Source organism: Rhodococcus sp. NPDC059234, assembly GCF_042754225.1.
Taxonomy (GTDB): domain Bacteria; phylum Actinomycetota; class Actinomycetes; order Mycobacteriales; family Mycobacteriaceae; genus Rhodococcus_G.
The window spans coordinates 13,754-35,552 of sequence record NZ_JBHZAH010000032.1; the positions used below are offsets into that span (position 1 = coordinate 13,754).

Here is a 21,799-nt window from a genome sequence, read left to right on the forward strand (position 1 = left end):
CCACTGAACCCGAGGAACATCCCATGTCGATGAAGTCCTTCCCCAGTCCCTTCGACCTCGAGACGCCGGACGGCGCGCAGGGGTGGCAGGAGCTGTACCCGTACAACATGGTCTTCCAGGACAGCCTGAAGGAGGCCGAGGACAAGAAGTTCTGGTTCTGCGACAGCCAGCACTGGCCGACGGTGTTCAAGCCGTTCGAGACCATCGGCGGCGAGTTCGCCGTCAAGTGCCTGGGCCAGTACAACACTCGGCACCTGCTCATCCCCAACTCGAACGGCATCGAGTTCCGCATCCATCTGGGGTACCTGTACATGTCGCCGATCCCGGCCCCCGAGGAGGAATTCGATTCTCGGGTACCGCACTTCGAGGAGCGGGCGGCGTACTACTACCAGAACTGGGAGCGCCTGCTCGAGGAGTGGCACAAGAAGGTGCGGACCACCATCGACGAGATGGCGGCGCTCGAGTTCGCGAAGCTGCCCGACATGGTGCCGATGGCGGACATCACGTCCGGCAAGGCGAAGGACGGCAGTGAGGTGCTGCTGGAGAACTTCGACCGGCTGATCCAGCTGTGCTACCAGAACTGGCAGTACCACTTCGAGTTCCTCAACCTCGGCTACATCGCCTACCTCGACTTCTTCGGGTTCTGCAAGGAGGTGTTCCCGAACATCCCGGACCAGGCGATCGCGACGATGGTGCAGGGCGTGGACATGGAACTGTTCCGCCCCGACGACGAGCTGAAGAAGCTGGCGACCATGGCCGTCGAGCTGGGCCTGGACGGCCTGTTCGACCAACCGAACGACGTCGACGGCACCCTCGGAAAGGTCGGGGCGGCCGAGCACGGCGAGAAGTGGCTCGCCACCTACCGGGCGGCCCAGGACCCGTGGTTCAACTTCACGGTCGGCAACGGCTTCTACGGTCACGACAAGTACTGGATCGAGCACCAGGACATCCCGCTCGCCTACATCGCCGACTACATTCGCCGGCTGCTGGCCGGGCAGGACATCATGCGGCCGGTCGCGGAGCTCGCCGCGGAGCGGGTCCGCATCGCCACCGAGTACCGCGACCTGCTCAGTGACGAGGCCCGGGACACGTTCGACGCAAAGCTCGGACTGGCGCGCACCGCATACCCGTACGTGGAGAACCACAACTTCTACATCGAGCACTGGACGATGGGGGTGTTCTGGCGCAAGGTCCGCGAGCTGTCGCGGATGATGCACGAGGAGGGCTTCTGGGAGCAGCCCGACGACCTGCTGTACCTGAGCCGCGGCGAGGTCCGCGAGGCGCTGTTCGACCTGGCCACCGGCTGGGGCGTGGGCGCGGCCCCGATCGGTCCGAGCTACTGGCCCAAGGAGATCGAGCGTCGCCGCGGGATCGTCGACGCGCTGAGGTCGCGGCGACCCGAGCCGGCGCTGAACACGCCGCCGGAGTTCATCACCGAGCCGTTCACCAGCATGCTGTACGGCATCACCACCGAGCAGGTGCAGCAGTGGCTCGCCGACGACGAGGACGCCTCGGACGGGTTGCGGGGCATGGCCGCCTCGCCCGGAGTCGTCGAAGGTGTTGCCCGCGTGGTGACCAGCGCGGACGAGCTGTCCGACGTTCAGGAGGGTGAGATCCTCGTCGCGCCGATCACCGCCCCGTCCTGGGGCCCGATCTTCGGCAAGATCAAGGCGACGGTCACCGACATCGGCGGCATGATGAGCCACGCCGCGATCGTGTGCCGCGAGTACGGCCTGCCCGCCGTCACCGGTACCGGCTCGGCGTCGACACAGATCAAGACCGGTCAGCTGCTGCGCGTCGACGGTGGTACCGGCGTCGTCACGATCCTGGAGTCGTGATGGCCGACGAGGCGAGGACCGTGCTGATCACCGGCGCCGCAGGCGGTCTGGGCCGGGCATTCGCCCTGGGCTTCGCCGAGCGGGGATACCGGGTGGCGGCCGCCGACATCGACGGCGCCGGCGCGAAGGAGACGGCGGCCCTGGTCGCCGACCAGGGTGCGAGCGCCCTCGCGGTGACCGTCGACGTCACCTCGGTCGAGTCGACCGACGAGATGGCGGCCGCCGTCGCCGAGTTCGGCGGCGGCACCATCGACGTGCTCGTCAACAATGCCGCCATCTACGCCGCGGTGACCCGCAGTCCGTTCGAGCAGATCGACCCGGCCGAATGGGACCGGGTGATGGCGGTGAACCTCAAGGGCCCGTGGATGTGTGCGCGAGCGTGCAGTCCCTGTCTGCGTGAGGGCGGGGCCGTCGTCAACGTCTCGTCGGCGACCGTCCTCAGCGGGTCGGAGCAGTGGATGCATTACGTCGCCTCGAAGGGCGGGGTGGTGGCGCTGACGCGGGTGATGGCCAAGGAGCTGGGTCGTCGGGCGATCACGGTCAACGCGATCGCCCCCGGCTTCACCCTCACCGAGGCCAGCTACGGCCTGATCGAGGGTGCCGAGAACTACGGCGTCGACAGGGGTGCGCTGAAGCGGGCGAGCCGGCCCGACGACATCGTCGGTGCCGCACTGTTTCTCGCCGGTCCCGACAGCAAGTACATCACCGGGCAGACCGTCGTCGTCGACGGCGGACGCCAGTTCATCTAGGAGTGAGACACCAATGCCCAAGGTCACCTTCACCGATCACGGCGGCGACACCCGCGTGGTCGACGGCAACGTCGGCGATTCCGTGATGGAGCTCGCGATGAGGAACGGGATTCCGGGAATCCTCGCCGAGTGCGGTGGTTCGTTGTCCTGTGCCACCTGCCACGTCTTCGTCCGCGAGGACGACTTCGCCGGGCTGTCCGCAATGGACGAGATGGAGGACGAGATGCTCTACGGCACCGCGATCGACCGGGAGGACTGCTCCCGGCTGTCCTGCCAGATCAAGCTCACCGCGGACTCGGATCTGCACGTGAGCACCCCGGAATCGCAAGGGTAGAAATGAATGCCACCACGGAGATTCCGAACACCGGACTGCTGATCGTCGGTGCCAGTCAGGCGGGTGTGCAGTTGGCGGGTTCGCTGCGGGCCCTCGGCTACGAGCCGCCGATCACCCTGCTCGGCGAGGAGAACCACCGCCCCTACCAGCGACCGGCGCTGTCCAAGGACTTCCTGCAGGGGACGGTGGATTCGGAGTCGCTGATCTTCCGGACCGCAGAGTACTGGGAGGAACACCGGATCGCCCTCGTCAAGGGCGAGCGGATCACGACGATCGACAGGGAGCCGGACGGCTCGGGCGTCGCCACGGCCGAATCGGGGGCCCGCTTCCCGTTCGACCGACTGGCCCTGACGGTCGGTGCACGCGCCCGGCATCTCGACCTCGACGGCAGCGAGCTGTCGGGGGTCGTGTACCTCCGGAACGCCGACGACGCGCTGGCACTGAAGGAGCTGATGCCGAGTGCGACCGACGTCGTCGTGATCGGCGGCGGGTTCATCGGACTCGAAGCTGCCGCGAGCGCACTGAAGATGGGCAAGCGGGTCACCGTGCTCGAGGCCGGACCGCGGCTGGTGGGGCGTGCCGTCGGCCCGGAGACCTCCGAGTTCTTCCTCGACGCGCACCGCAGGCGTGGTCTCGACATCGAGCTGGACGCGCGGATCGCCGCCGTCGAGGGTGCCGACGGCGCCGCCACCGGGGTCCGGATGACCGACGGTCGGGTGATCACGGCGCAGATCGTGCTCGTGGGCATCGGCGTGATTCCCAATGTCGAACTGGCGCAGTCGCTCGGTCTGCTGTGCGACAACGGAATCCGGGTCGACGAGTACGCGCTGGCCTCCGACGGCGTCACCGTCGCGGTCGGGGACTGCGCCAACATGCCGAATCCGGTCCCCGGCGCACCGGAGGGCGACCGGATCCGCATCGAAAGCGTCAACAACGCGATCGAGCACGCCAAGGTTGCGGCCTACTCGCTCACCGGGCGGAGGTCGGAGTACGCAGGAGTTCCGTGGTTCTGGTCGAACCAGGCCGACCTGAAGCTGCAGATCGCCGGGCTCTCGACCGGATACGACCACACGGTGGTCCGGCGGGACGACGCCAAGGGGAAATTCTCCGTCCTCTACTACCGGTCCGGGCAGATCATCGCCGCGGACTGCGTGAACCACCCGCTCGACTTCATGGCGGTCAAGAACGCGCTCGCCAGACGCGGGAACATTCCCGCCGATCTTGCCGCCGACTCCGCCACCGCATTGAAGGCCGTCACGACCGCGGCCTGACCGCCTCTGGCCCAGCCGGCCACCGGCCACGAGAACCGAGGTACACCATGCTCATCACCACCACCTGCCCCGTCGACACCTCGCCGATCGAGTTGTCCGCGGCGGCGGGCACCGACCTGGACCCGATCTGGAAGTCGGTGATACCCGAGACCCGAATGCGCGGCAACGACATTCACCTGCCGATCTCGCTGGCTTACGCCGAACGGCTGTGCGCCGTCCATCCGGAAGCGGACGCCCTGCTGGTGCGGGTGTCGATCCTGCTGCACGACACGGGCTGGGGCCGCGTCGACGAATCACGCATCATCTCCGAAGGATTCAGTGGTGACTGGCGCAAGGCCGCGATCCGCTTCGAACACGAGCGACAGGGCTGCCTGATCGCCCGGGAGGTGCTGCCGCCCCTCGGGTACGACGCCGACTTCGTCGACCGAGTCTGCGCGATCGTCGACGGCCACGACACCCGCCCCGACGCCAAGTCGCTCGAGGACTCGCTGGTGCGGGACGCGGACCGGTTGTGGCGGTTCGGCTCCACGGGAATCGCCCTGGCGTCGTCGTGGTTCGGGCTGACCCCCGCCCTCTACTGCGATCGACTCGAGAGCGAGATCGTCCCCGAGCTCGCCACCGAGGCCGCCGTCGCGATCGCGACCGCCGACCTGGCCCGTTCGCGGGCCCTGCTCAAGACGGAGGTGCTGCGGTGACGGGAGCTGCGGTGACGGGAGCTGCGGTGTCCCGCGACTCGGTGAACCTGCCCTACACCCACGTCGACGACCTCTTCGTCGACGGGGAGTGGGTGCGCGCGATCAGCGACGAGCGCATCGACGTCGTCGACCCGGCGACCGAGGAGGTGTGGGCGTCGGTGCCCGACGCCTCGGCGGACGACGTGGACCGTGCAGTCGACGCCGCGGACCGGGCGTTCCGCGGCGCCGGCTGGTCGGATCTCGCGCCGTCGGTGCGGGCGGAGTACCTGCTGCGGCTCGCCGACGAGATCGACAAGCGGGCGGAACCGTTGTCCTGGACCAACACCCGCGAGAACGGCAGCCCGATCGCCGAGACCGGGGGTGCGGCGGCCAACGCGGCGAGCATCCTGCGCTACTTCGCGTCGCTGGCCTCGTACCTCGAGACCCCGGACGTGCGTCCGTATCCGAACCGGCCTGGCGAGACCGAGGTCCATCGCGATCCGATCGGGGTGTGCGCGCTGATCGCGCCGTGGAACTTCCCGATCAACCTGGTCGTGGCGAAGCTGGCACCGGCCCTGATCGCCGGCTGCACGGTCGTGATCAAGCCGGCACAGACCACGCCGTTGTCGATCCGCCTCGTCGTCGACGCGGCGGTGGCCGCCGGGATTCCGGCCGGAGTGGTCAACCTCGTCACGGGCGCGGGCCGGACCGGCGACCTGCTGGTGCGGCACCCGAAGGTGCGCAAGGTGGCGTTCACCGGATCCACCGCGGTCGGCCGGCGGATCGCGGCCGCCTGCGGCGAGCTGCTGCGCGCGGTCACCCTCGAACTCGGCGGGAAGTCCTCGGCGATCGTGCTCCCGGACGCCGATCTCGACGCGATGTCGAACGTGCTGATCCGCTCGTGCCTGCGCAACACCGGCCAGACCTGCTACATCGCCACCCGCATCCTCGCTCCGGCGCAGCGCTACGACGAGGTGGTCGAGATGGTCACCCGCACCGTCGCGGCGGCGAAGCAGGGCGACCCGTTCGACGAGGACACCGTGTTCGGTCCGTCCGCGACGGCGGCGCAGCACGAGATCGTGCTCGGATTCCTCGAATCGGCGCGAGCGGAGGGCGCGCGGGTCACGACGGGCGGCGCGAGGGCCGACACCGAACGTGGCTGGTTCGTCGAGCCGACCGTGCTCGCGGACGTGACCCCGGACATGCGGGTGGCCCGTGAGGAGATCTTCGGGCCCGTCGTCACCGTCACGCGTTACGACACCGTCGACGAGGCGGTGGCGCTCGCCAACGACACGGAGTTCGGGCTGGGCGGCATCGTGTTCGGGAGCGACACCGAGGCGGCGATCGCGGTGGCGCGCCGAGTCGACTCCGGGTCGATCGGCATCAACTCCTTCGCCTCCAACCACAGCGCCCCGTTCGGCGGCCGTGGGGACTCCGGGCTCGGGGTGGAGTTCGGGGTCGAGGGGCTCAATGCGTACCTCACCCCGCAGTCGGTGCACCGGGCCGGCTGAGAGCCTGCTGCCGATAGGGTGCAGAGCGTGAGCAGTACGACCCGCGGCAGTGAGCAGGCCCTCCTCGACGGGCTGCGCGGGGTCCTCGTCGGCCCGTTGCCGGACATCGGACGGCGCTTCTCCGCCCTGGTGGCGCCGCTGGTGCCGCACAGTGCGCTGGTGATCTTCACCCGCGAGTGCACGGGCCGGCCGCGCAAGGTCGCCGGCGACGCCCGGATCGTGGATCGTGTCACGGTCGCCGAGCTCGACCGGGTGCGTGCGGATATCGGTCCGGCGCAGCAGGATTCGTCGATCATCCGCCGCACCTCTGTCGCCCTCGGTGGGCGCGAACACTCGGTGCACGCCATTCTCGACCGCACCGACACCCTGCTCGTCGTCGTCCCGCGCGGCAAGGCCGACGTCGACGACGGACTTCTCGCGGCGTTGTTCTCCGTCGTCGCGCTCGGCATCCAGCTGCAGGTGCGGCACGCCAGCCCCGCCTACCTCGCGGAGTCGCGGGCCGCGTCCGCGGAACGCGCCCGCACCGTCGCGGAACTGACGCAGGCGCACGCCGCGACACTCGAGACGATTCTCGCGACGCTGCGTTCGCCGGACCTCGACGACACCCGGGCGCGCGCCACCGCGCGGGAATCCTCGACCTCCGCGCTGATCGGGTTGCGCTCGGCCGTCGACCAGCATCGGGAGATGGCCGAGGAGGCCGTCACCACGGCGTTCGCCCGACTGCGCGGGGAGTTGCGCGGACTGGTGCCAGGCGGCGTCGACGTCGAGCTCGTGGAGCCCCCGGTCGGCGGACGCGGGTTGCCGGGCGAGGTCGCGCACGCCGCCCGGGCCGTGGTGCGGGGTGCGGTGCTGGGTCTGGCGGTCCAGCCGGACCTGAGCCGCGTGCGGGTCGCCTGGGACTGTGACGGCGCGAACCTCCTGATCGACATACGAGACGACGGTCGTGGCGCCGTGGACCTGGCCGAGCTCGGTAGGCAGCTGCGTCCTCGGGTCGAAACCCTCGGCGGGACGTACGAGTCGGAGTCGACTCGCGGCTGGGGATCGCGACTGTCCGCGGTGCTGCCGCTCGATGCGCCCGAGGCGGGGGAGAGCAGGCACACCCTGTCGGTGCTCGGTCCGCGGGAGGTCGAGGTGCTCGAGCACCTCGTCGCCGGCCGCCGCAACCGGGCGATCGCCGAGCGGCTGCAGGTCAGCGAGAGCACCGTGAAGTTCCACGTGGCGGCCGTGCTGCGCAAACTCGAGGTCGGCACCCGCGGCGAGGCGGCCGCCGTTGCCGCCGAGGCGGGAGTCCGGCCGGCCTCCTGACACTTCGGCCAGGTGCAGCCGTTCTTTCGGTCAGGTCGCTGCCGGTCGTCGTGGGGCTACGGTCGACATGCGGGTATCGCAATGTGTGCACCCGCGTCGCCGACAAGTGAGGAGACCAGGCCATGCCGCAGCAGGTTCGAGGAGTGATCGCACGCGCGAAGGGCGCTCCGGTGGAGATCGTCCCGATCACGATTCCAGACCCCGGGCCGGGCGAGGTCGTCGTCGCGATCGCTTCGTGCGGCGTCTGCCACACCGACCTGACCTACCGCGACGGCGGCATCAACGACGAGTACCCCTTCCTGCTCGGCCACGAGGCGGCGGGGATCGTCGAAAGTGTCGGCGAGGGAGTCGAATCCGTCGAGGTAGGCGACTTCGTCGTACTGAACTGGCGGGCCGTGTGTGGCCAGTGTCGCGCCTGCAAGCGGGGTCGCCCGCAGTACTGCTTCGACACCCACAACGCGAGCCAGAAGATGACCCTCGAGGACGGCACCGAGCTGACCCCGGCGCTGGGCATCGGCGCGTTCGCCGACAAGACGCTGGTGCACGCGGGTCAGTGCACCAAGGTGGACCCGACCGCGGACCCGGCCGTCGTCGGGCTGCTCGGTTGCGGCGTCATGGCCGGCATGGGCGCCGCGATGAACACCGGCAATGTCGGTCGCGGTGACTCGGTGGCCGTGATCGGCTGCGGCGGCGTCGGCGATGCCGCGATCATGGGCTCGCGCCTGGCCGGTGCGGGCACGATCATCGCGATCGACCGCGACCCCAAGAAGCTCGAGTGGGCCGTGGAGTTGGGAGCCACCCACACGATCAACGCAACCGAGGTCGACGACGTCGTCGAGGCGGTGCAGGAGCTGACCGACGGCTTCGGCACCGACGTCGTGGTCGACGCGGTGGGCCGGCCGGAGACCTGGAAGCAGGCGTTCTACGCCCGCGACCTGGCCGGCACCGTCGTGCTCGTCGGCGTCCCCACCCCGGACATGACGCTGGAGATGCCGCTGGTCGACTTCTTCTCGCGCGGCGGCTCGCTCAAGTCGTCCTGGTACGGCGACTGCCTGCCCGAGCGTGACTTCCCGATGCTCGTCGACCTGTACCAGCAGGGTCGGCTGCCGCTGGAGAAGTTCGTCACCGAGCGCATCGCGCTCGACCAGGTCGAGGAGGCGTTCGAGTCGATGCACCGCGGCGAGGTGCTGCGTTCGGTGGTCGTGCTGTGAGTGGCGCATTCCGGGTCGACCGGGTCGTCACGTCGGGAACCTTCGCCCTCGACGGCGGCACCTGGGACGTCGACAACAACATCTGGCTGATCGGTGACGACGACGAGGTCGTCGTCGTGGACGCCGCCCACACGGCGCAGCCGATCATCGATGCCGTCGGCGGGCGGAAGGTCGTGGCGATCGTGTGCACCCACGGGCACAACGACCACGTCACCGTTGCCCCGGAACTGTCCGAGCGGCTCGACGCGCCGATCCTGCTGAACCCGGCCGACGACGTGCTGTGGGAGATGACCCATCCCGGCGTCGCGCACGGCACCCTCGTGGACGGGCAGCGGATCACGGTGGCGGGCACCGACATCCAGGCAATCGCCACGCCCGGTCACTCGCCGGGCTCGACCTGCCTGTACCTGCCGGAGGTGGGGGAGCTGTTCACCGGCGACACCCTGTTCTCCGGCGGCCCGGGCGCGACCGGGCGGTCGTACTCGGACTTCCCGACGATCATCGGCTCGATCCGCGACAAGCTGTTCGCGCTGCCCGCCGAGACCCGGGTGCACACCGGACACGGTGACGGCACCACGTTGGGCACCGAGTCGCCGCACCTCGAGGAGTGGATCAAGCGGGGCAATTGAGCCACGCGCCGGGGCCCGTATCGCCGATTGGGCGGTGCGGGCCCCGTAATCTGCGGTGATGGTGCGCGAATCGCTGTTCGACCCGACCGACCGAACCCGGTTCAACGGCCAGCGACAGCGGTTCGACTGGCGCTACTCCAGAACGGTTGCGTGTTCCGGTATCCGACTCGTTTCGACCTCGGCTCTGCCTGCGACCGACTCGCCGATCTGGGCTACCTCGTGCATCGAATCGACGCGAGCGGGTGGACCAGTGTCGGCGACATGCACGACGCGCTCGCGGCGGCGATGTCCTTCCCGGCGTACTACGGGCGAAACCCGAGCGCCTTCAACGATGTTCTCGGTGACGTCGCTCAGTTCGCGTACGGAAGTGATCCGGACGGCACCGGTACGGTCCTCGCGATCGCCGGCTTCGACACCCTCCTCGACCTCGACGGATGGAACGCGAACCTGCTGCTGGACATCTTCGCCCGCAACGCGCGGCTCGCCGCGCTCTGCGGACACCCGATGCTGTGCCTGGTCGAGTGCGTCGCCACCGGCCTCGAACCGGTCGGTGCGAGGGACGTTCTCATCGGTCCGATGTGGGATGTCGAGCCCGACCCACCGGCCCCGTTCCACGACGGCGACATCGTCGAGAACGAGGTTCAGATCTACGCGACCGAGGCCGGGGCTGCGGGGCGAGGGCGACCACAATCTGCTCGCCGACCGGATCGTGCATGTACTGAGCGATGCGGGCATGCGCTTCGACGTCCTGATCACCGGTCACCACGAAGCCGGGACCGATGAATGCGAGCGGGTGATCGAGCGGTTTCCGGACCTCGCGTGACTTTTAGAACGGCGGCGGGTCCGGATCCGTTTCCGGGACGGTCGTTGTGGAGGTTCCGCGTCGGCCGGTGATTCTCGGGCGTAGAGCGCTGAGATCGGCGGCACCTGCTGATCCGCCCGGGAGAGTGACCGCGTTCGCGCCGAGGGTCGAGGTCCACATCAGGGTGTGGCCGCCCAGGTGCGGGCCGCCGACAGTGACGACCTTCCACAGTCCCAGCGTCTTCAGTTGATGGTGGAAAGCGCACAGGCACTGCAGGTTCGAGACGATGGTCCATCCACCGGACAGTGGGTTCCGGACGAGGTACTCGACGATGTGGTCGAGCTGGCATTGTGCGGCGGGCCGGTTGCATCCGGGGAAGCGGCAGTGCTGGTCCCGAGCGCGCACCAGTGCAGCGGTGGCGGCGTCGGGACGGTAGGTGAGTGCGCCGGAGGGTGGCACGAGCAGCCCGCCGTGGCCGTCCCGGAACACACCCTGCGCGAGGGCGGGATTCGCCTGCACGGCAGCGAGGATCGCATCGGCCAGCGTGCCGACACTGGTTGGTGGCGAGTGCTGCGGTCGCGGCGCTGCTCTGCCCGGGGCGCTGGGGACGGGTCCGGCCTTGCGTCGACCGCCGCGAGCCAGGAACGAGCGGACACAGAATCGCGGCGGTTGTGACGGCGGCGGGTCGGTGTTCGTAGCGCCGGCTACTGAAGCGTCGGAATCAGCCGCATCGGTGTCCGCTGTTCTGGTCTCGGCCGTGTCGGTGTCCACCGCATCGGTACCGGCAGTGTCGGCGTTCGTCGCGCGGACGTCGGCGGGGTCGGAACGTGGGTCGTCCTGGTCCTGGTCCTCGACTTCGTGCTCGACGAGACCGAGCTCCTCCGCGAGTTCGAGGGCCTCGGTGAGCATCGCCTGCCAGGTGCCGGTGGCCGCCAACTCGCGAGCCAACGCCGGGTCGACGAGGCCGTGGCCGTGCAGGTAGGCGGGCTCGGACAACAACCCGAGCAGCGTCGGCAGATCGATCGTGATCTGGGTGAGCGGTGCTCGGCGACCAGGCAGCGCGTCGACTCCTGCGGCCGCGCAGTCGGGGCGACCGCACGTGCACTCCAGATACGGCTCGCCGTGGACGAGCGCCAGGACGGAGTCGACCAGTCGCTCCTGCGCGCCGCGCCGGTCGTGGCGGCAGACGGTCCCGGCGAACTCGGCCACCAACTGCATGAACGCCTCGCCCTCTTCCGGTGAGACGGTCACCTCGACGGTCGCGCATCCTCGGCCGCGGCGCTTGACGACCCGGCGTTCGAACTTCTGCGCGTCCGCACGCTGCTCGGCCGCCTCCTCGGGGCTGCACGCGGCGACCAGTCGTTCTATCTCCCTCGCCAGCGGGCCGGGCGAGAGGTGTCGGGCAGAGGAGAGAATCTGAGGCTCGAGCGCGGCCGTCGTCGAGTCGGTCAGCCCCGTCGTCTCCCGCGAGATCGCACGTGCCCGAGGAAGATCGAGATCTCCGGCCTCGAACGCGGCCATGGTCAACGGGAGTCGTAGTCGCAGATCCATCCCCAGCGACGCATACGACTCGGCCACCGTCTTCGAACACCCAAGGCGGACGGCCAGTTCCGCGATCGCCGCGTTGCCACAGTCGGTGATCTTCCCCGACATCAGCTCCGCGTCGCGCTCGATCCACGCATCCCACAAGCGACCGGCCGCCAGTACCTTCCGTGCCGCGGCCCGGTTCTCGGTTCGGCAGCTGCCGGCAATCTCCGACAGGAGTGCGGAGTCGGCGTCCAGGGCGGGTTCGGCGACGGCCACCTTCGGCCCGCCGTCTCTCAGCTCCACCCCGGAATCGAACATGCATTCGAGTCTATCTTGCAGGGCCGGCCCCCACGGCGGTTTCGGCCGACGTGCCGGGGACCGCGCGAGGTGCATGAACTGTCAAGAGCGAGATCGTGAACCTGAAGAGGTCCTCGTCCTCGTGGGGCAGGCGGCTAGCGGCGCAGTCTCCGTGAGCCGACGATCAACCGCCGGCGGGCGCACCAGCTCACCGACTGAGAAGTGCCTTGGCATTGCGGACTTCCGGGATGCCGATCTTCTGGGATGCAACGAGGAATGTCGGTGCTCCGAGAACGAATACGGCCGTCAGCGTCGCCGCAGCGGCCGCGCGGGGGTTGTCGAGCAGGTGGTGCGTGACCCCGACCGCAAGGATGCAGACCACACCGGCAACTATCGACGCCCACAATGCCCGCGCGAAGGTCTCGAGCACTGAGTGAAATCCGAGTAGGCCGTATCGGTGGCGGAGGATCAGGTGGCCACCGATGGCGCCGACGAGGTAGGAAAGGGAACTCGCGACTGGCAGCGCCACCGCAATTGCTGTATCGGGCAAGGCCGTCACGCTCAGTGCGATCACACTGATCTTCGTGGCCACCATGGCCAGGTTGACAAGTGCCGGGGTGCGCATGTCGTTGCCTGCGTAGAAGACTCGTAGTTGCAGCATCACCAGAGCGAACGGCGGAAGACCGAACGCTGACAGTGCTAGCGCGATCCCGATGAGGCGGGCTGATTCGACATCGACACGACCGATGAACATCACCGTGGTCAGCATCGGTCCGAGAAGGGTCATCGCGACGGCGGCAGGGACGAGAGCGACCATCGAATAGCGGGCCGCGCGGCCCATGTCGGCAACGAGAGCATCGTGGTCTCCGACGGCGGCTGCGTGGGCGATCTGCGGCATCAGCACGGTCAGCAAGGACACCCCGAGGATGCCGTACGGCACCTGGAAGAGCAGATCGGCATAGGTGTAGGTCGAAACCCCGCCGTGGCTGAAGGCCACTCGGAGAATGACGGCGACGCCGACCTGGCTGATCAAGACGTACAGGACAACCCAGCCGAGCAGCTTCGTCCCCACACGAATCGGGCGCCACGTGTACGGGATCGGCCGAACTCGCCAACTCCACCGAAATCCGGTACAACGCAACGCCCGGACCGACCACGCTGCCTGTCCCACGATTCCCGAAGTGGTGCCGAGCCCGAGTACGAGGATCTGGGCGGTGGTCATAGAGGCCGGGACCAACGTCACCGGGCCTGGCATCACCGCGAAGATCCCGACCGTTGCGATCACGATCACGTTGTTGAACACGGGCGCCCACGCGGCTGGCGTGTAGCTGTCGCGCACGTTCAACACCGCTGTCACGGTCGCGGCGACCGAGTAGAAGAAGATCTCAGGTAGCAACAGATACGCCAGCACGGTCGCCAACTGCGACTGCTCCCCGCCGGCGACAAGTGTGGACACCATCAGCGGTGCACACGCCACAGCAAGCACGGTGACCACGCTCGCGGCGATAACCGTTGCCAGCAGCAGGCGTTGCGTGAACAGTCGCGAGTACGCCCGCCCACGGAGCTGGGCACGCGCCAGGACCGGAATGAGGACGCTGCTCATCACGCCGCCGAGAAGAAGCTCGTACACCATGTTCGGCATACTGTTCGCGCCGTTGTAGGCATCGCCGACCGCCGCTGCACCGAGCACAGCCGCCAGTGCGAGAGTCCGGATGAATCCAGTCGTGCGACTTGCTGTGGTCGCAACAGCCACCGCGCCAGTCGCACGCGCGAACGCACCCCGAGAAACCCCCATTCGACCATGATGCCCCAATGTGCCTGTCGAGGCGGGCGCGGCCGGACGACGGACCTCACCGCACCCGCTACGTCAGCTTGATGCGCTGCTCACCGGCGTAGACGTTCATGGTCTCGCCACGCAGGAACCCGACCAGGGTCAGGCCGGACTCCGCGGCGAGATCGACGGCGAGCGAGGACGGCGCGGACACGGCGGCCAGCATCGGGACGCCTGCCACGACCGCCTTCTGGACCAGTTCGAAGGAGGCGCGTCCACTCACGGCGAGGATCGACTCGGACAGCGGAACCCGGCCCTCGGTCAGTGCCCAGCCGAGCACCTTGTCCACCGCGTTGTGCCGGCCGACGTCCTCTCGCAGCGCCAACAGTGCGCCGTCCGCGGTGAACAGACCCGCGGCGTGCAGGCCTCCGGTGGAGTCGAACACCCGTTGCCGTGCCCGCATGGTGGTGGGCAGTTCGGCCAGCACCGACGTCGTGACAGTCAGCGGCGAGTCGGTCAGCTCGTACAGCGCGCGGACCCGCACGGCGTCGAGGGAGGCCTTGCCGCACACCCCGCAGGCGGAGGTGGTCAGGAAGTTGCGCTGTGCGATCACGGGATCCGCCACGCCCGGCGCCAGTGCGACGTCGAGGACGTTGTAGGTGTTCGCGCCCTCGTCGTCGACACCGTCGCAGTAGCGGATCACCGAGATGTCGTGCGCGGACCCGATGATGCCCTCGCCGAGCAGGAACCCGTGCACCAGGTCGATGTCGTGGCCGGGGGTGCGCATCGTGACGGTCAGCGATCGACCACCCATCCGGATCTCCAGTGGTTCCTCGACCGCGAGGGAGTCCGGCCTGCGGACGGTCCCGGTCTGGCCGATCCGCAGCACCGACCGACGGGCGGTGACGCGTCCCATCAGTTGCTCCCGACTGGCTCCAGTCGCACGACGACGGCCTTCGAGACCGGCGTGTTCGACTTCGCCGCAACGTGATCGAGTGGGACCAGCGGATTGGTCTCAGGGTAGTAGGCGGCCGCATTGCCCCGCGGGGTGTCGTACTCGACCACCCGGAAGTCGGTGACCCGGCGTTCCTCGAGCGAGCCGTCGGCGCCGGTCCACTCGGAGACGATGTCCACCGCGGCGCCGTCGGTCAGGCCCTGCTCGGCAAGATCGGCGGCGGACACGAAGATCACCCGGCGGCCGCCCTTGACGCCGCGGTAGCGATCGTCGAGGCCGTAGATCGTGGTGTTGTACTGGTCGTGGCTGCGCAGTGTCTGCAGGATCAGCCTGCCGGGGGGAGTGGGCACCCACTGCAGCGGGTTCGCCGCGAAGTTGGCCTTGCCGGTGTGGGTGGGGAATTCGCGCCGGTCGCGCGGCGGGTGCGGCAGCTGGAACCCGTCCGGCTGGCGAACCCGTTCGTTGTAGTTCTCGCAGCCGGGTACCACCCGCGAGATCGAATCGCGGATCCGGTCGTAATCGGCTGTGAAGGCGGCCCAGGGCACCGAGTGGTCGCGGCCGAGCAATTCCTGGGCGAGGTCGCACACGATCGCGACCTCGCTGCGCAGGTGCTCGCTGACCGGGGTCAGGTTGCCGCGGGACAGGTGCACCATCGACATCGAGTCCTCTACGGAGACAAGCTGTTTCCCGCTCGCCTGGACGTCCTTGTCGGTACGCCCGAGGGTCGGCAGGATGACGGCGGTCCGCCCGGTCACCACGTGCGACCGGTTGAGCTTGGTGGACACCTGTACGGTCAGCGAACAGCGCCGCAACGCATCCTCGGTGGCCTCGGTGTCCGGGGTGGCCCGCAGGAAGTTGCCGCCCATCGCCATGAACACCCTCGCCTTGCCGTCGCGCATGCCGCGGATCGCGTCGACCGTGTCCCAGCCGTGCGTGCGGGGACTGGTGATGGAGAACTCGCGGTCGAGGGCGTCGAGGAAATGATCGGGCATCTTCTCCCAGATGCCCATGGTGCGGTCGCCCTGCACGTTCGAGTGCCCGCGCACCGGGCAGACCCCGGCGCCGGGCTTGCCCATCATCCCGCGCATCAGCAGGAGGTTGGTGATCTCCTGAATGGTGGCCACGCCGTGTGCCTGCTGGGTCAGTCCCATTGCCCAACAGGCGATCGTGCGTTCGGAGCGGACCAGCGCGGCGGCCGTGTCAACCAACTGGGTCATGGTCAGGCCGGTGGCCTCGAGCACGGTGTCGAGGTCGACGCCGCGGACCTGGCGCTCGTAGTCGTCGAAGCCCGCGCAGTGCTGTTCGACGAAGTCCCGGTCGACCACGGTGCCGGGGGCGGCGTCGTCCGCCTCGAACAGCAGCCGTCCGAGGCCCTGGAACAGTGCCATGTCACCGCCGAGACGGATCTGCAGGAACTCGTCGGCAATGTCGACGCCGCGACCGATCACCCCGCCGACCTTCTGCGGGTCCTTGAACCGGAGCAGGCCCGCCTCGGGGAGCGGGTTGATCGCGATGATCTTGGCGCCGTTGCCCTTCGCGGCCTCGAGCGTCGAGAGCATCCTCGGGTGGTTCGTGCCGGGATTCTGCCCGGCGATGAGGATCAGGTCGGCGAACTCGAGGTCGGGCACCGTCACCGAGCCCTTGCCGATGCCGATGGACTCGCTCAACGCGCTGCCGGAGGACTCGTGGCACATGTTCGAGCAGTCCGGCAGGTTGTTGGTACCGAAGCTGCGGATCATCAACTGGTACAGGAACGCGGTCTCGTTGCTGGTGCGGCCGGAGGTGTAGAAGACGGCCTCGTCCGGGGTGGTCAGCGAGCGGAGTTCGTCGGCGATCAGCCGGTACGCCTCGCCCCAGCCGATCGGCGAGTAGTGGGTCGCGCCCTCGCGCAACACCATCGGGTGGGTCAGCCGGCCCTGTTGTCCGAGCCAGTAGTCGGTCCGGTCGGCGAGTTCGGCGACCGAGTGGGCGGCGAAGAACTCGGGGGTGACGGTGCGCAGCGTCGCCTCCTCGGCGACGGCCTTGGCGCCGTTCTCGCAGAACTCGGCGGGCTTGCGGTGACCGGGCGTCTCCGGCCAGGCGCAACCCGGGCAGTCGAAGCCGTGTCGCTGGTTGAGCCGGGTGAGCGTCTTGGCGGTGCGCATCGTGCCCATCTGCTCGACCGCCCGTTGCAGGGACACCAGGACCGCGGGCACGCCCGCCGCGTGGTCCTTGCTGTGGGTGACCTCGAGCCGGGATTCGTCGATGTCGCTGTCCGGTCCCTTACGCGTCATGTGTCCATAGTGGACTGGTCTGCTACCTGCCGAAAGTCGTACCACACCGAATGGCCTACGATTTCGGCTAGCCTTACCTAGCTTTTGTTGAATCGTGGAGGAGAGTCGATGGCAGGCGCAGGTCGCATCACGCGTCGTGGGTTTCTGGTCGGAACGTCCGGTGCGCTGCTCGCGCTCGCGGCGGCGGCCTGCAGCAGCGGCGGTGACGGAGGTTCGGCCGGATCGGCGGGCGCCACGCTCACCGACAAGTACGGGCAGACCCAGGTCGGGGCGAACCCGCAGCGGGTGGTGAGCGTCGGGTACAACGACCAGGACGCGATTCTCGCGCTCGGTGTGGTCCCGGTCGGAGTGTTCGACTGGTACGGCAACCAGCCCGACGCGACGTGGCCGTGGGCGCACGACCTGCTCGGCGGCGCGAACCCGGCGATCGTCGGAACCGCGAACACCGGCATCGACGTCGAGAAGGTCGCGGCCACCAACCCGGACCTGATTCTCGGTACCTACTCGGGCGTGACGCAGAGCCAGCACGACAAGCTCAGCGCGCTCGCGCCGACGGTGACCCAGCCCAAGGAGTTCGCCGACTACGGCGTGCCGTGGCAGGACCAGACCCGGATCGTCGGCAAGGCGCTCGGCAAGTCGGACAAGGCCGAGGAGCTCGTCACCTCGGTGCAGGACAAGTTCACCTCCGTCTCCGCGGCCAACCCCGCGTTCAAGGGCAAGACGGTGATCGTCGGCGCGCTGAAGGGCCCCGGCCAGTTCGGCGTCTACGGGCCGGAGGATCCGAAGGTCAGGTTCTTCACCGAGCTGGGGTTCGTCAACCCCACTGTCACGCAGCAGATCACCACCACCAACTTCGCGCCGATCAGCACCGAGCAGCTCTCGCTCGCCGACGCCGACCTGTTGGTCTGGTACGCCGGCGGCGGCTTCGGCGACAAGCTGCGGGCCGAACTGGACAAGACGCCCGTCTACCAGCAGCTGCGCTCGGTCAAGGAGGGTCGGACGATCATCCTCGAGGACGAGGCGGCCGAGGCCATGACGTGGAGCACCGTGCTGTCGCTGCCGTACGCGCTCGACAAGATCCCGCCGCGGATCACGCCGCTGCTCACCAAGTAGGCCCCGGCCTCAGGGCACCAGCACCACCTTGCCGACGTTGCGGCGCTCGGTGAGGATCCGGTGTGCCTCGGGCGCCCGGTCGAACGGAACGACATCCGAGACGACCGGGCGCACGACGGACTCCTCGATCAGTGCCCGCAACGGCGTGATCCACGGTTGCAGGGTGCCGCGATCGTCCCAGAGCCGCAGCATGTTCAGGCCGATCACGGCTTTCGACTCGGTCATCATGTTCATGGCATTGAATCCGCGGATCATCCGAAGGGCCTGCGGCGCGGCCTTGAACAGATTGCGCTTGTCGCCGGAGACCACCGAGCTGGCTCCGAACGCCACCAGTCGCCCGCCCGGGCGCAGCAGCGAGTAGCTGCGCGCGTGGGAGGCGCCGCCGATCGCGTCCATGACGAGGTCCATCGGCGGCAGGTCCCGGTCCCAGCCGCGCTGTCGGTAGTCGATGGCCACGTCGACGCCGAATCCGCGTATGGCGTCGTGCTTTCCGGGCGAGGCGGTGCCGTAGACCTCGGCGCCGTAGTGCTTGGCGATCTGCGTCGCCGCGATTCCCACGCCGCCCGCCGCCGCGTGGATCAGGACCCGCTCGCCGGCGTGCAGGCTGCCGTAACCGACCAGCCCGGCCCAGGCCGTCGCGTAGTTCACCGGAATCGCCGCGCCCTGTTCGTAGCTCAGGGAGTCAGGCAGCGCGGTCGCATCGCGCTGGCGCACGCAGACCTGTTCGGCGTAGCCGCCGAATCGGGTACCCGCGAAGACCCGGTCGCCGACCGCGAAATCCGTTGTTTCCGGTCCGGTTTCGACGACCTCTCCGGACACCTCGTACCCCACCACGCTGGGCAGCGGGGGAGCGTCGGCGTACAGGCCCAGCCGAGCCATCACGTCGGCGAAGTTCACCCCGGCCGCGCGGACCGCGATGCGTACCCCGTCGGCGGGCAGTGGCGGGGACGGTCGCTCCTGGACCTGAAGGACGTCTGCTTCTCCGTGCTTGGTGATCACGACTGCGCGCATGGCTTGACCCTAGTTGCTAACCGAGGCCCCGCTTGACGAGTTCGGCGACCAATTCCGGTGCTTCGAGGGCCGGCCAATGGCCGACGTCCGGGAGAATTGTCACCTCTGTCCGGGGGCGGAGCACCGACAACCGGGCCGGCATGTCGACGACGGCGATGGGATCGTCCGCTCCCCACAGCAGCGTGAGGTGACCGGTGTAGTCGACGAGTCCGGCGGTCCATCGCGCCTGGTGTTTCCGTCGTTCGAGCAGGTAGCGGTTCTGCCGAGGAAGCAGCCGCCCGCCCCGGTCGTGCTGGATCATCCGCACCAGGGTGCCGATCGCGCCGTCCGGCGCGGGTGAACGGGGACCGAAGCTGCGTTCGAGCGCGCGGGCGATCAGCCAGTCCGGCGGATCCACCGGCAGCGCCCTCGACGGCATTCGCAGCATCGCGCGCTGTCCACCCGTCAGATGGGCCAGGTCGATGAAGATCGAACCGTTGGTCAGGAAGACTCGCTCGGGGACGAAGCCGAGGTCGCCGTCGTTGTGACGGTGCAGCAGCTCGGCGATGACCGTGTCGCCCATGTCGTGCGCGAGCAGCACGCAACTCTCGATCCCCAACTGGGACAACGTCGACTCGACCAGGTCGGCCTGCTCGAACAGCGAGTACCGCGCCTTCGGCGGCTTGTCGGAGAAGCCGAATCCCAGCAGGTCCAGCAGCACCACCCGCCGTGACGACGCGAGGCGCTGCGCGACCGCGGCGAAGTCGTGGGACGAACCCGGGAACCCGTGCACGACGACGATCGGCGGCCCGTTGCCGGATCCCAGCTCGGCGACGAAGATGCGGTTCGCGCCGACGGTGAGGTGGAGGCCGCGGCGCCGCCAGGCCTGCAGTGCGGGAGGTAGGGGACTGCTCATCGGCTCGTTCCTTGTCGTCCGTCCCGTAATGCCTCGTACCCGACAGTCTGCCGGACACTGCGGCACGACGCGCCGGACTCGTGGCAGGATCCGGCACGGGCGTTCCGACACGAACAAAGGACTGCAATCGTGAGCATCCCTCGCACCGCGCTGGTCACCGGAGCCTCGTCGGGCATCGGTGCGGCCGTGGCCAAGACCCTGGTGGAACGCGGCTGGCGGGTGTACGGAACCGGTCGCGATCCGTCGACCATCGCGGACCGGATCCCGGGCGTCGAGTACCTCGCCTTGGACCTCACCGACTCCGCGAGCATCGAGGCCTGCGCGGCCGCGGCGGGCGAGGTCGACGTGCTCGTCAACAACGCGGGGGAGAGTCAGAGCGGGCCGATCGAGGAGCTGCCCATGGTGGCGATCGAGCGGCTGTTCCAGACCAACGTCTTCGGCGCGGTGCGGCTGACCCAGTTGGTGCTGCCCGGGATGCGGGCGCGCGGCTACGGACGGGTGGTGATGGTCGGCTCCATGCTCGCCAGCTTCCCGCTGGCCTACCGGTCGTCGTACGTGGCGACCAAGGCGGCGATCAAGGGCTTCGCGACGGCCGCCCGGCGCGAGGTGGCGCCCTACGGCATCGGTGTGACGACGGTGGAGCCGGGCTCGATCAGCACCGGAATCGGCTTGCGGCGCACGCACTATCTCGTCGACGGTTCGCCGTACACCGACGAGTACCGCACGATGATCTCCAGGCTCGACGCCAACGAGGCCGCCGGCGTCTCGGCGGACACGGTCGCCGCGACCGTCGTCAAGGCGATCGACGCCGACCGCCCGAAGCAGCTGTACGCGGTGGGCAGCAATGCACCGTTCGTGTTCGCGCTGCGGCGGCTCGTGCCGCGGGCGGTCGTCGAGCGGATGGTCGCACGCAGGCACGGGCTGTAAGAGCTAGTCGGCGGCCGGCATTTGCTCGGGTTCCGGTGCCGGCTCCGCCTGCCGCAGATTCAGTACGACCACCCCGGCGACGATGAGCAGCAGTCCCGCGACCTTCGCGACGGACAACCCTTCGCCGAGGAAGACGATGCCGATCACCGCGACCGCGGCTGTCCCGATGCCCGACCACAGTGCGTACGCCAGGCTGATCGGCAGCGCACGCAGGGCCTGCGCCATGCACGTGAACGAGAGCACGTAGCCGCACAGCACGGCGATCGTGACCAGCGGGCGGGTGAACTGTTCGGTGGCCCCGAGGAACACCGTCGCGAGGATCTCGGAGGAGATCGCGACCGCGAGAAATGCCCAGGCTCGGCGGCTCTCGCTCATCCCAGGCCGCCGAGGTTGAGTGCGACCACGCCGGCGACGACCAAGCCGATGCCGAGCACCTTCGACGCTGACCGCGGCTCGTGCAGGATCAGCATGCCGATCGCGGCGATCGCCGCGGTGCCGACGCCCGCCCACACCGCATAGGCGACGCCGACGTCCAGGGCCCGCAACGCAAGCGACAGGCAGTACAGCGCCACGCCGTACAGCCCGAGCACCGCGACCGTCGGTCCCGTGCGCCGGAACCCGTCGGTGCGCGGCAGCAGGCTCGTGCCCAGTACCTCCGCGCCGATCGCCACCACCAGGAACAGCCACGCGGTCGTCATGGCGGACA

General features: G+C 68.8%; 20 protein-coding genes. 12 read left to right on the top strand and 8 right to left on the bottom strand.

The features are described 5' to 3' along the window. The first annotated feature begins 23 nt into the window (after positions 1 to 23). The 10 genes from ACFXGJ_RS09760 to ACFXGJ_RS09805 all read left to right on the top strand — a co-directional run bounded on the left by ACFXGJ_RS09760 (position 24) and on the right by ACFXGJ_RS09805 (position 10,305). Positions 24 to 1,838, top strand: a complete 1,815-nt coding sequence (locus tag ACFXGJ_RS09760; protein WP_378618257.1) for a PEP-utilizing enzyme — start codon at positions 24 to 26, stop codon at positions 1,836 to 1,838. Further along, on the top strand, positions 1,838 to 2,587 hold the full coding sequence (locus ACFXGJ_RS09765) for an SDR family NAD(P)-dependent oxidoreductase (protein WP_378618319.1): 750 nt from the start codon (positions 1,838 to 1,840) through the stop codon (positions 2,585 to 2,587). The genes ACFXGJ_RS09760 and ACFXGJ_RS09765 overlap by 1 nt, the downstream gene beginning before the upstream one ends. Before the next feature lie 13 nt (positions 2,588 to 2,600). Beyond that, positions 2,601 to 2,921 carry a 2Fe-2S iron-sulfur cluster-binding protein gene (locus ACFXGJ_RS09770; RefSeq protein ID WP_378618259.1) on the top strand — a complete coding sequence of 107 codons (321 nt, stop codon included), beginning with the start codon at positions 2,601 to 2,603 and terminating at the stop codon, positions 2,919 to 2,921. A 2-nt stretch (positions 2,922 to 2,923) separates the two neighbouring features. Beyond that, positions 2,924 to 4,192, top strand: a complete 1,269-nt coding sequence (locus ACFXGJ_RS09775) for an NAD(P)/FAD-dependent oxidoreductase (protein WP_378618262.1) — start codon at positions 2,924 to 2,926, stop codon at positions 4,190 to 4,192. Between the two features lie 47 nt (positions 4,193 to 4,239). Continuing rightward, the gene (locus ACFXGJ_RS09780; protein ID WP_378618265.1) at positions 4,240 to 4,887 is read left to right on the top strand and encodes an HD domain-containing protein; all 648 of its coding nucleotides are present in this window, start codon (positions 4,240 to 4,242) and stop codon (positions 4,885 to 4,887) included. Next, the gene (locus tag ACFXGJ_RS09785; RefSeq protein ID WP_378618267.1) at positions 4,884 to 6,377 is read left to right on the top strand and encodes an aldehyde dehydrogenase family protein; all 1,494 of its coding nucleotides are present in this window, start codon (positions 4,884 to 4,886) and stop codon (positions 6,375 to 6,377) included. The genes ACFXGJ_RS09780 and ACFXGJ_RS09785 overlap by 4 nt, the downstream gene beginning before the upstream one ends. A 27-nt stretch (positions 6,378 to 6,404) precedes the next feature. Further along, positions 6,405 to 7,682 (top strand): LuxR C-terminal-related transcriptional regulator, encoded by a 1,278-nt coding sequence (locus ACFXGJ_RS09790; protein ID WP_378618269.1) that lies wholly within the window; start codon positions 6,405 to 6,407, stop codon positions 7,680 to 7,682. A gap of 122 nt (positions 7,683 to 7,804) precedes the next feature. Beyond that, positions 7,805 to 8,893 (top strand): S-(hydroxymethyl)mycothiol dehydrogenase, encoded by a 1,089-nt coding sequence (locus tag ACFXGJ_RS09795; protein WP_378618272.1) that lies wholly within the window; start codon positions 7,805 to 7,807, stop codon positions 8,891 to 8,893. Further along, positions 8,890 to 9,522, top strand: a complete 633-nt coding sequence (locus ACFXGJ_RS09800) for an MBL fold metallo-hydrolase (RefSeq protein WP_378618275.1) — start codon at positions 8,890 to 8,892, stop codon at positions 9,520 to 9,522. Before ACFXGJ_RS09795 ends, ACFXGJ_RS09800 begins: the two co-directional genes overlap by 4 nt. Before the next feature lie 285 nt (positions 9,523 to 9,807). After that, a complete protein-coding gene (locus ACFXGJ_RS09805; protein ID WP_378618321.1) occupies positions 9,808 to 10,305 on the top strand; it encodes a barstar family protein in 498 nt (165 codons plus the stop codon). Between the two features lie 43 nt (positions 10,306 to 10,348). On the opposite strand, the gene ACFXGJ_RS09810 is transcribed toward ACFXGJ_RS09805, so the two are convergent. The 4 genes from ACFXGJ_RS09810 to ACFXGJ_RS09825 form a co-directional block, all read right to left on the bottom strand. After that, positions 10,349 to 12,169 (bottom strand): DUF222 domain-containing protein, encoded by a 1,821-nt coding sequence (locus tag ACFXGJ_RS09810; protein ID WP_378618278.1) that lies wholly within the window; start codon positions 12,167 to 12,169, stop codon positions 10,349 to 10,351. Positions 12,170 to 12,356: 187 nt separating this feature from the next. Beyond that, positions 12,357 to 13,943, bottom strand: a complete 1,587-nt coding sequence (gene murJ / locus ACFXGJ_RS09815) for a murein biosynthesis integral membrane protein MurJ (RefSeq protein WP_378618280.1) — start codon at positions 13,941 to 13,943, stop codon at positions 12,357 to 12,359. Positions 13,944 to 14,010: 67 nt separating this feature from the next. Continuing rightward, positions 14,011 to 14,835, bottom strand: a complete 825-nt coding sequence (gene fdhD, locus ACFXGJ_RS09820) for a formate dehydrogenase accessory sulfurtransferase FdhD (protein ID WP_378618283.1) — start codon at positions 14,833 to 14,835, stop codon at positions 14,011 to 14,013. Further along, a complete protein-coding gene (locus ACFXGJ_RS09825; protein ID WP_378618286.1) occupies positions 14,835 to 17,147 on the bottom strand; it encodes an FdhF/YdeP family oxidoreductase in 2,313 nt (770 codons plus the stop codon). Before ACFXGJ_RS09825 ends, fdhD begins: the two co-directional genes overlap by 1 nt. Positions 17,148 to 17,255: 108 nt before the next feature. Between ACFXGJ_RS09825 and ACFXGJ_RS09830 the strand changes: the two genes are divergently transcribed. Further along, on the top strand, positions 17,256 to 18,260 hold the full coding sequence (locus ACFXGJ_RS09830) for an iron-siderophore ABC transporter substrate-binding protein (RefSeq protein WP_378618287.1): 1,005 nt from the start codon (positions 17,256 to 17,258) through the stop codon (positions 18,258 to 18,260). 9 nt (positions 18,261 to 18,269) lie between these two features. Here ACFXGJ_RS09830 and ACFXGJ_RS09835 read toward each other — a convergent pair whose 3' ends face one another. Beyond that, positions 18,270 to 19,271 (bottom strand): zinc-binding dehydrogenase, encoded by a 1,002-nt coding sequence (locus ACFXGJ_RS09835; protein WP_378618289.1) that lies wholly within the window; start codon positions 19,269 to 19,271, stop codon positions 18,270 to 18,272. Between the two features lie 16 nt (positions 19,272 to 19,287). Beyond that, positions 19,288 to 20,166 carry an alpha/beta fold hydrolase gene (locus ACFXGJ_RS09840; RefSeq protein WP_378618292.1) on the bottom strand — a complete coding sequence of 293 codons (879 nt, stop codon included), beginning with the start codon at positions 20,164 to 20,166 and terminating at the stop codon, positions 19,288 to 19,290. A 135-nt stretch (positions 20,167 to 20,301) separates the two neighbouring features. Between ACFXGJ_RS09840 and ACFXGJ_RS09845 the strand changes: the two genes are divergently transcribed. After that, positions 20,302 to 21,093, top strand: a complete 792-nt coding sequence (locus tag ACFXGJ_RS09845; RefSeq protein ID WP_378618323.1) for an SDR family oxidoreductase — start codon at positions 20,302 to 20,304, stop codon at positions 21,091 to 21,093. A 3-nt stretch (positions 21,094 to 21,096) separates the two neighbouring features. On the opposite strand, the gene ACFXGJ_RS09850 is transcribed toward ACFXGJ_RS09845, so the two are convergent. Continuing rightward, positions 21,097 to 21,468, bottom strand: a complete 372-nt coding sequence (locus ACFXGJ_RS09850) for a DMT family transporter (RefSeq protein ID WP_378618295.1) — start codon at positions 21,466 to 21,468, stop codon at positions 21,097 to 21,099. Continuing rightward, on the bottom strand, positions 21,465 to 21,791 hold the full coding sequence (locus ACFXGJ_RS09855; RefSeq protein WP_378618298.1) for a DMT family transporter: 327 nt from the start codon (positions 21,789 to 21,791) through the stop codon (positions 21,465 to 21,467). The genes ACFXGJ_RS09850 and ACFXGJ_RS09855 overlap by 4 nt, the downstream gene beginning before the upstream one ends. Positions 21,792 to 21,799: the final 8 nt, after the last annotated feature.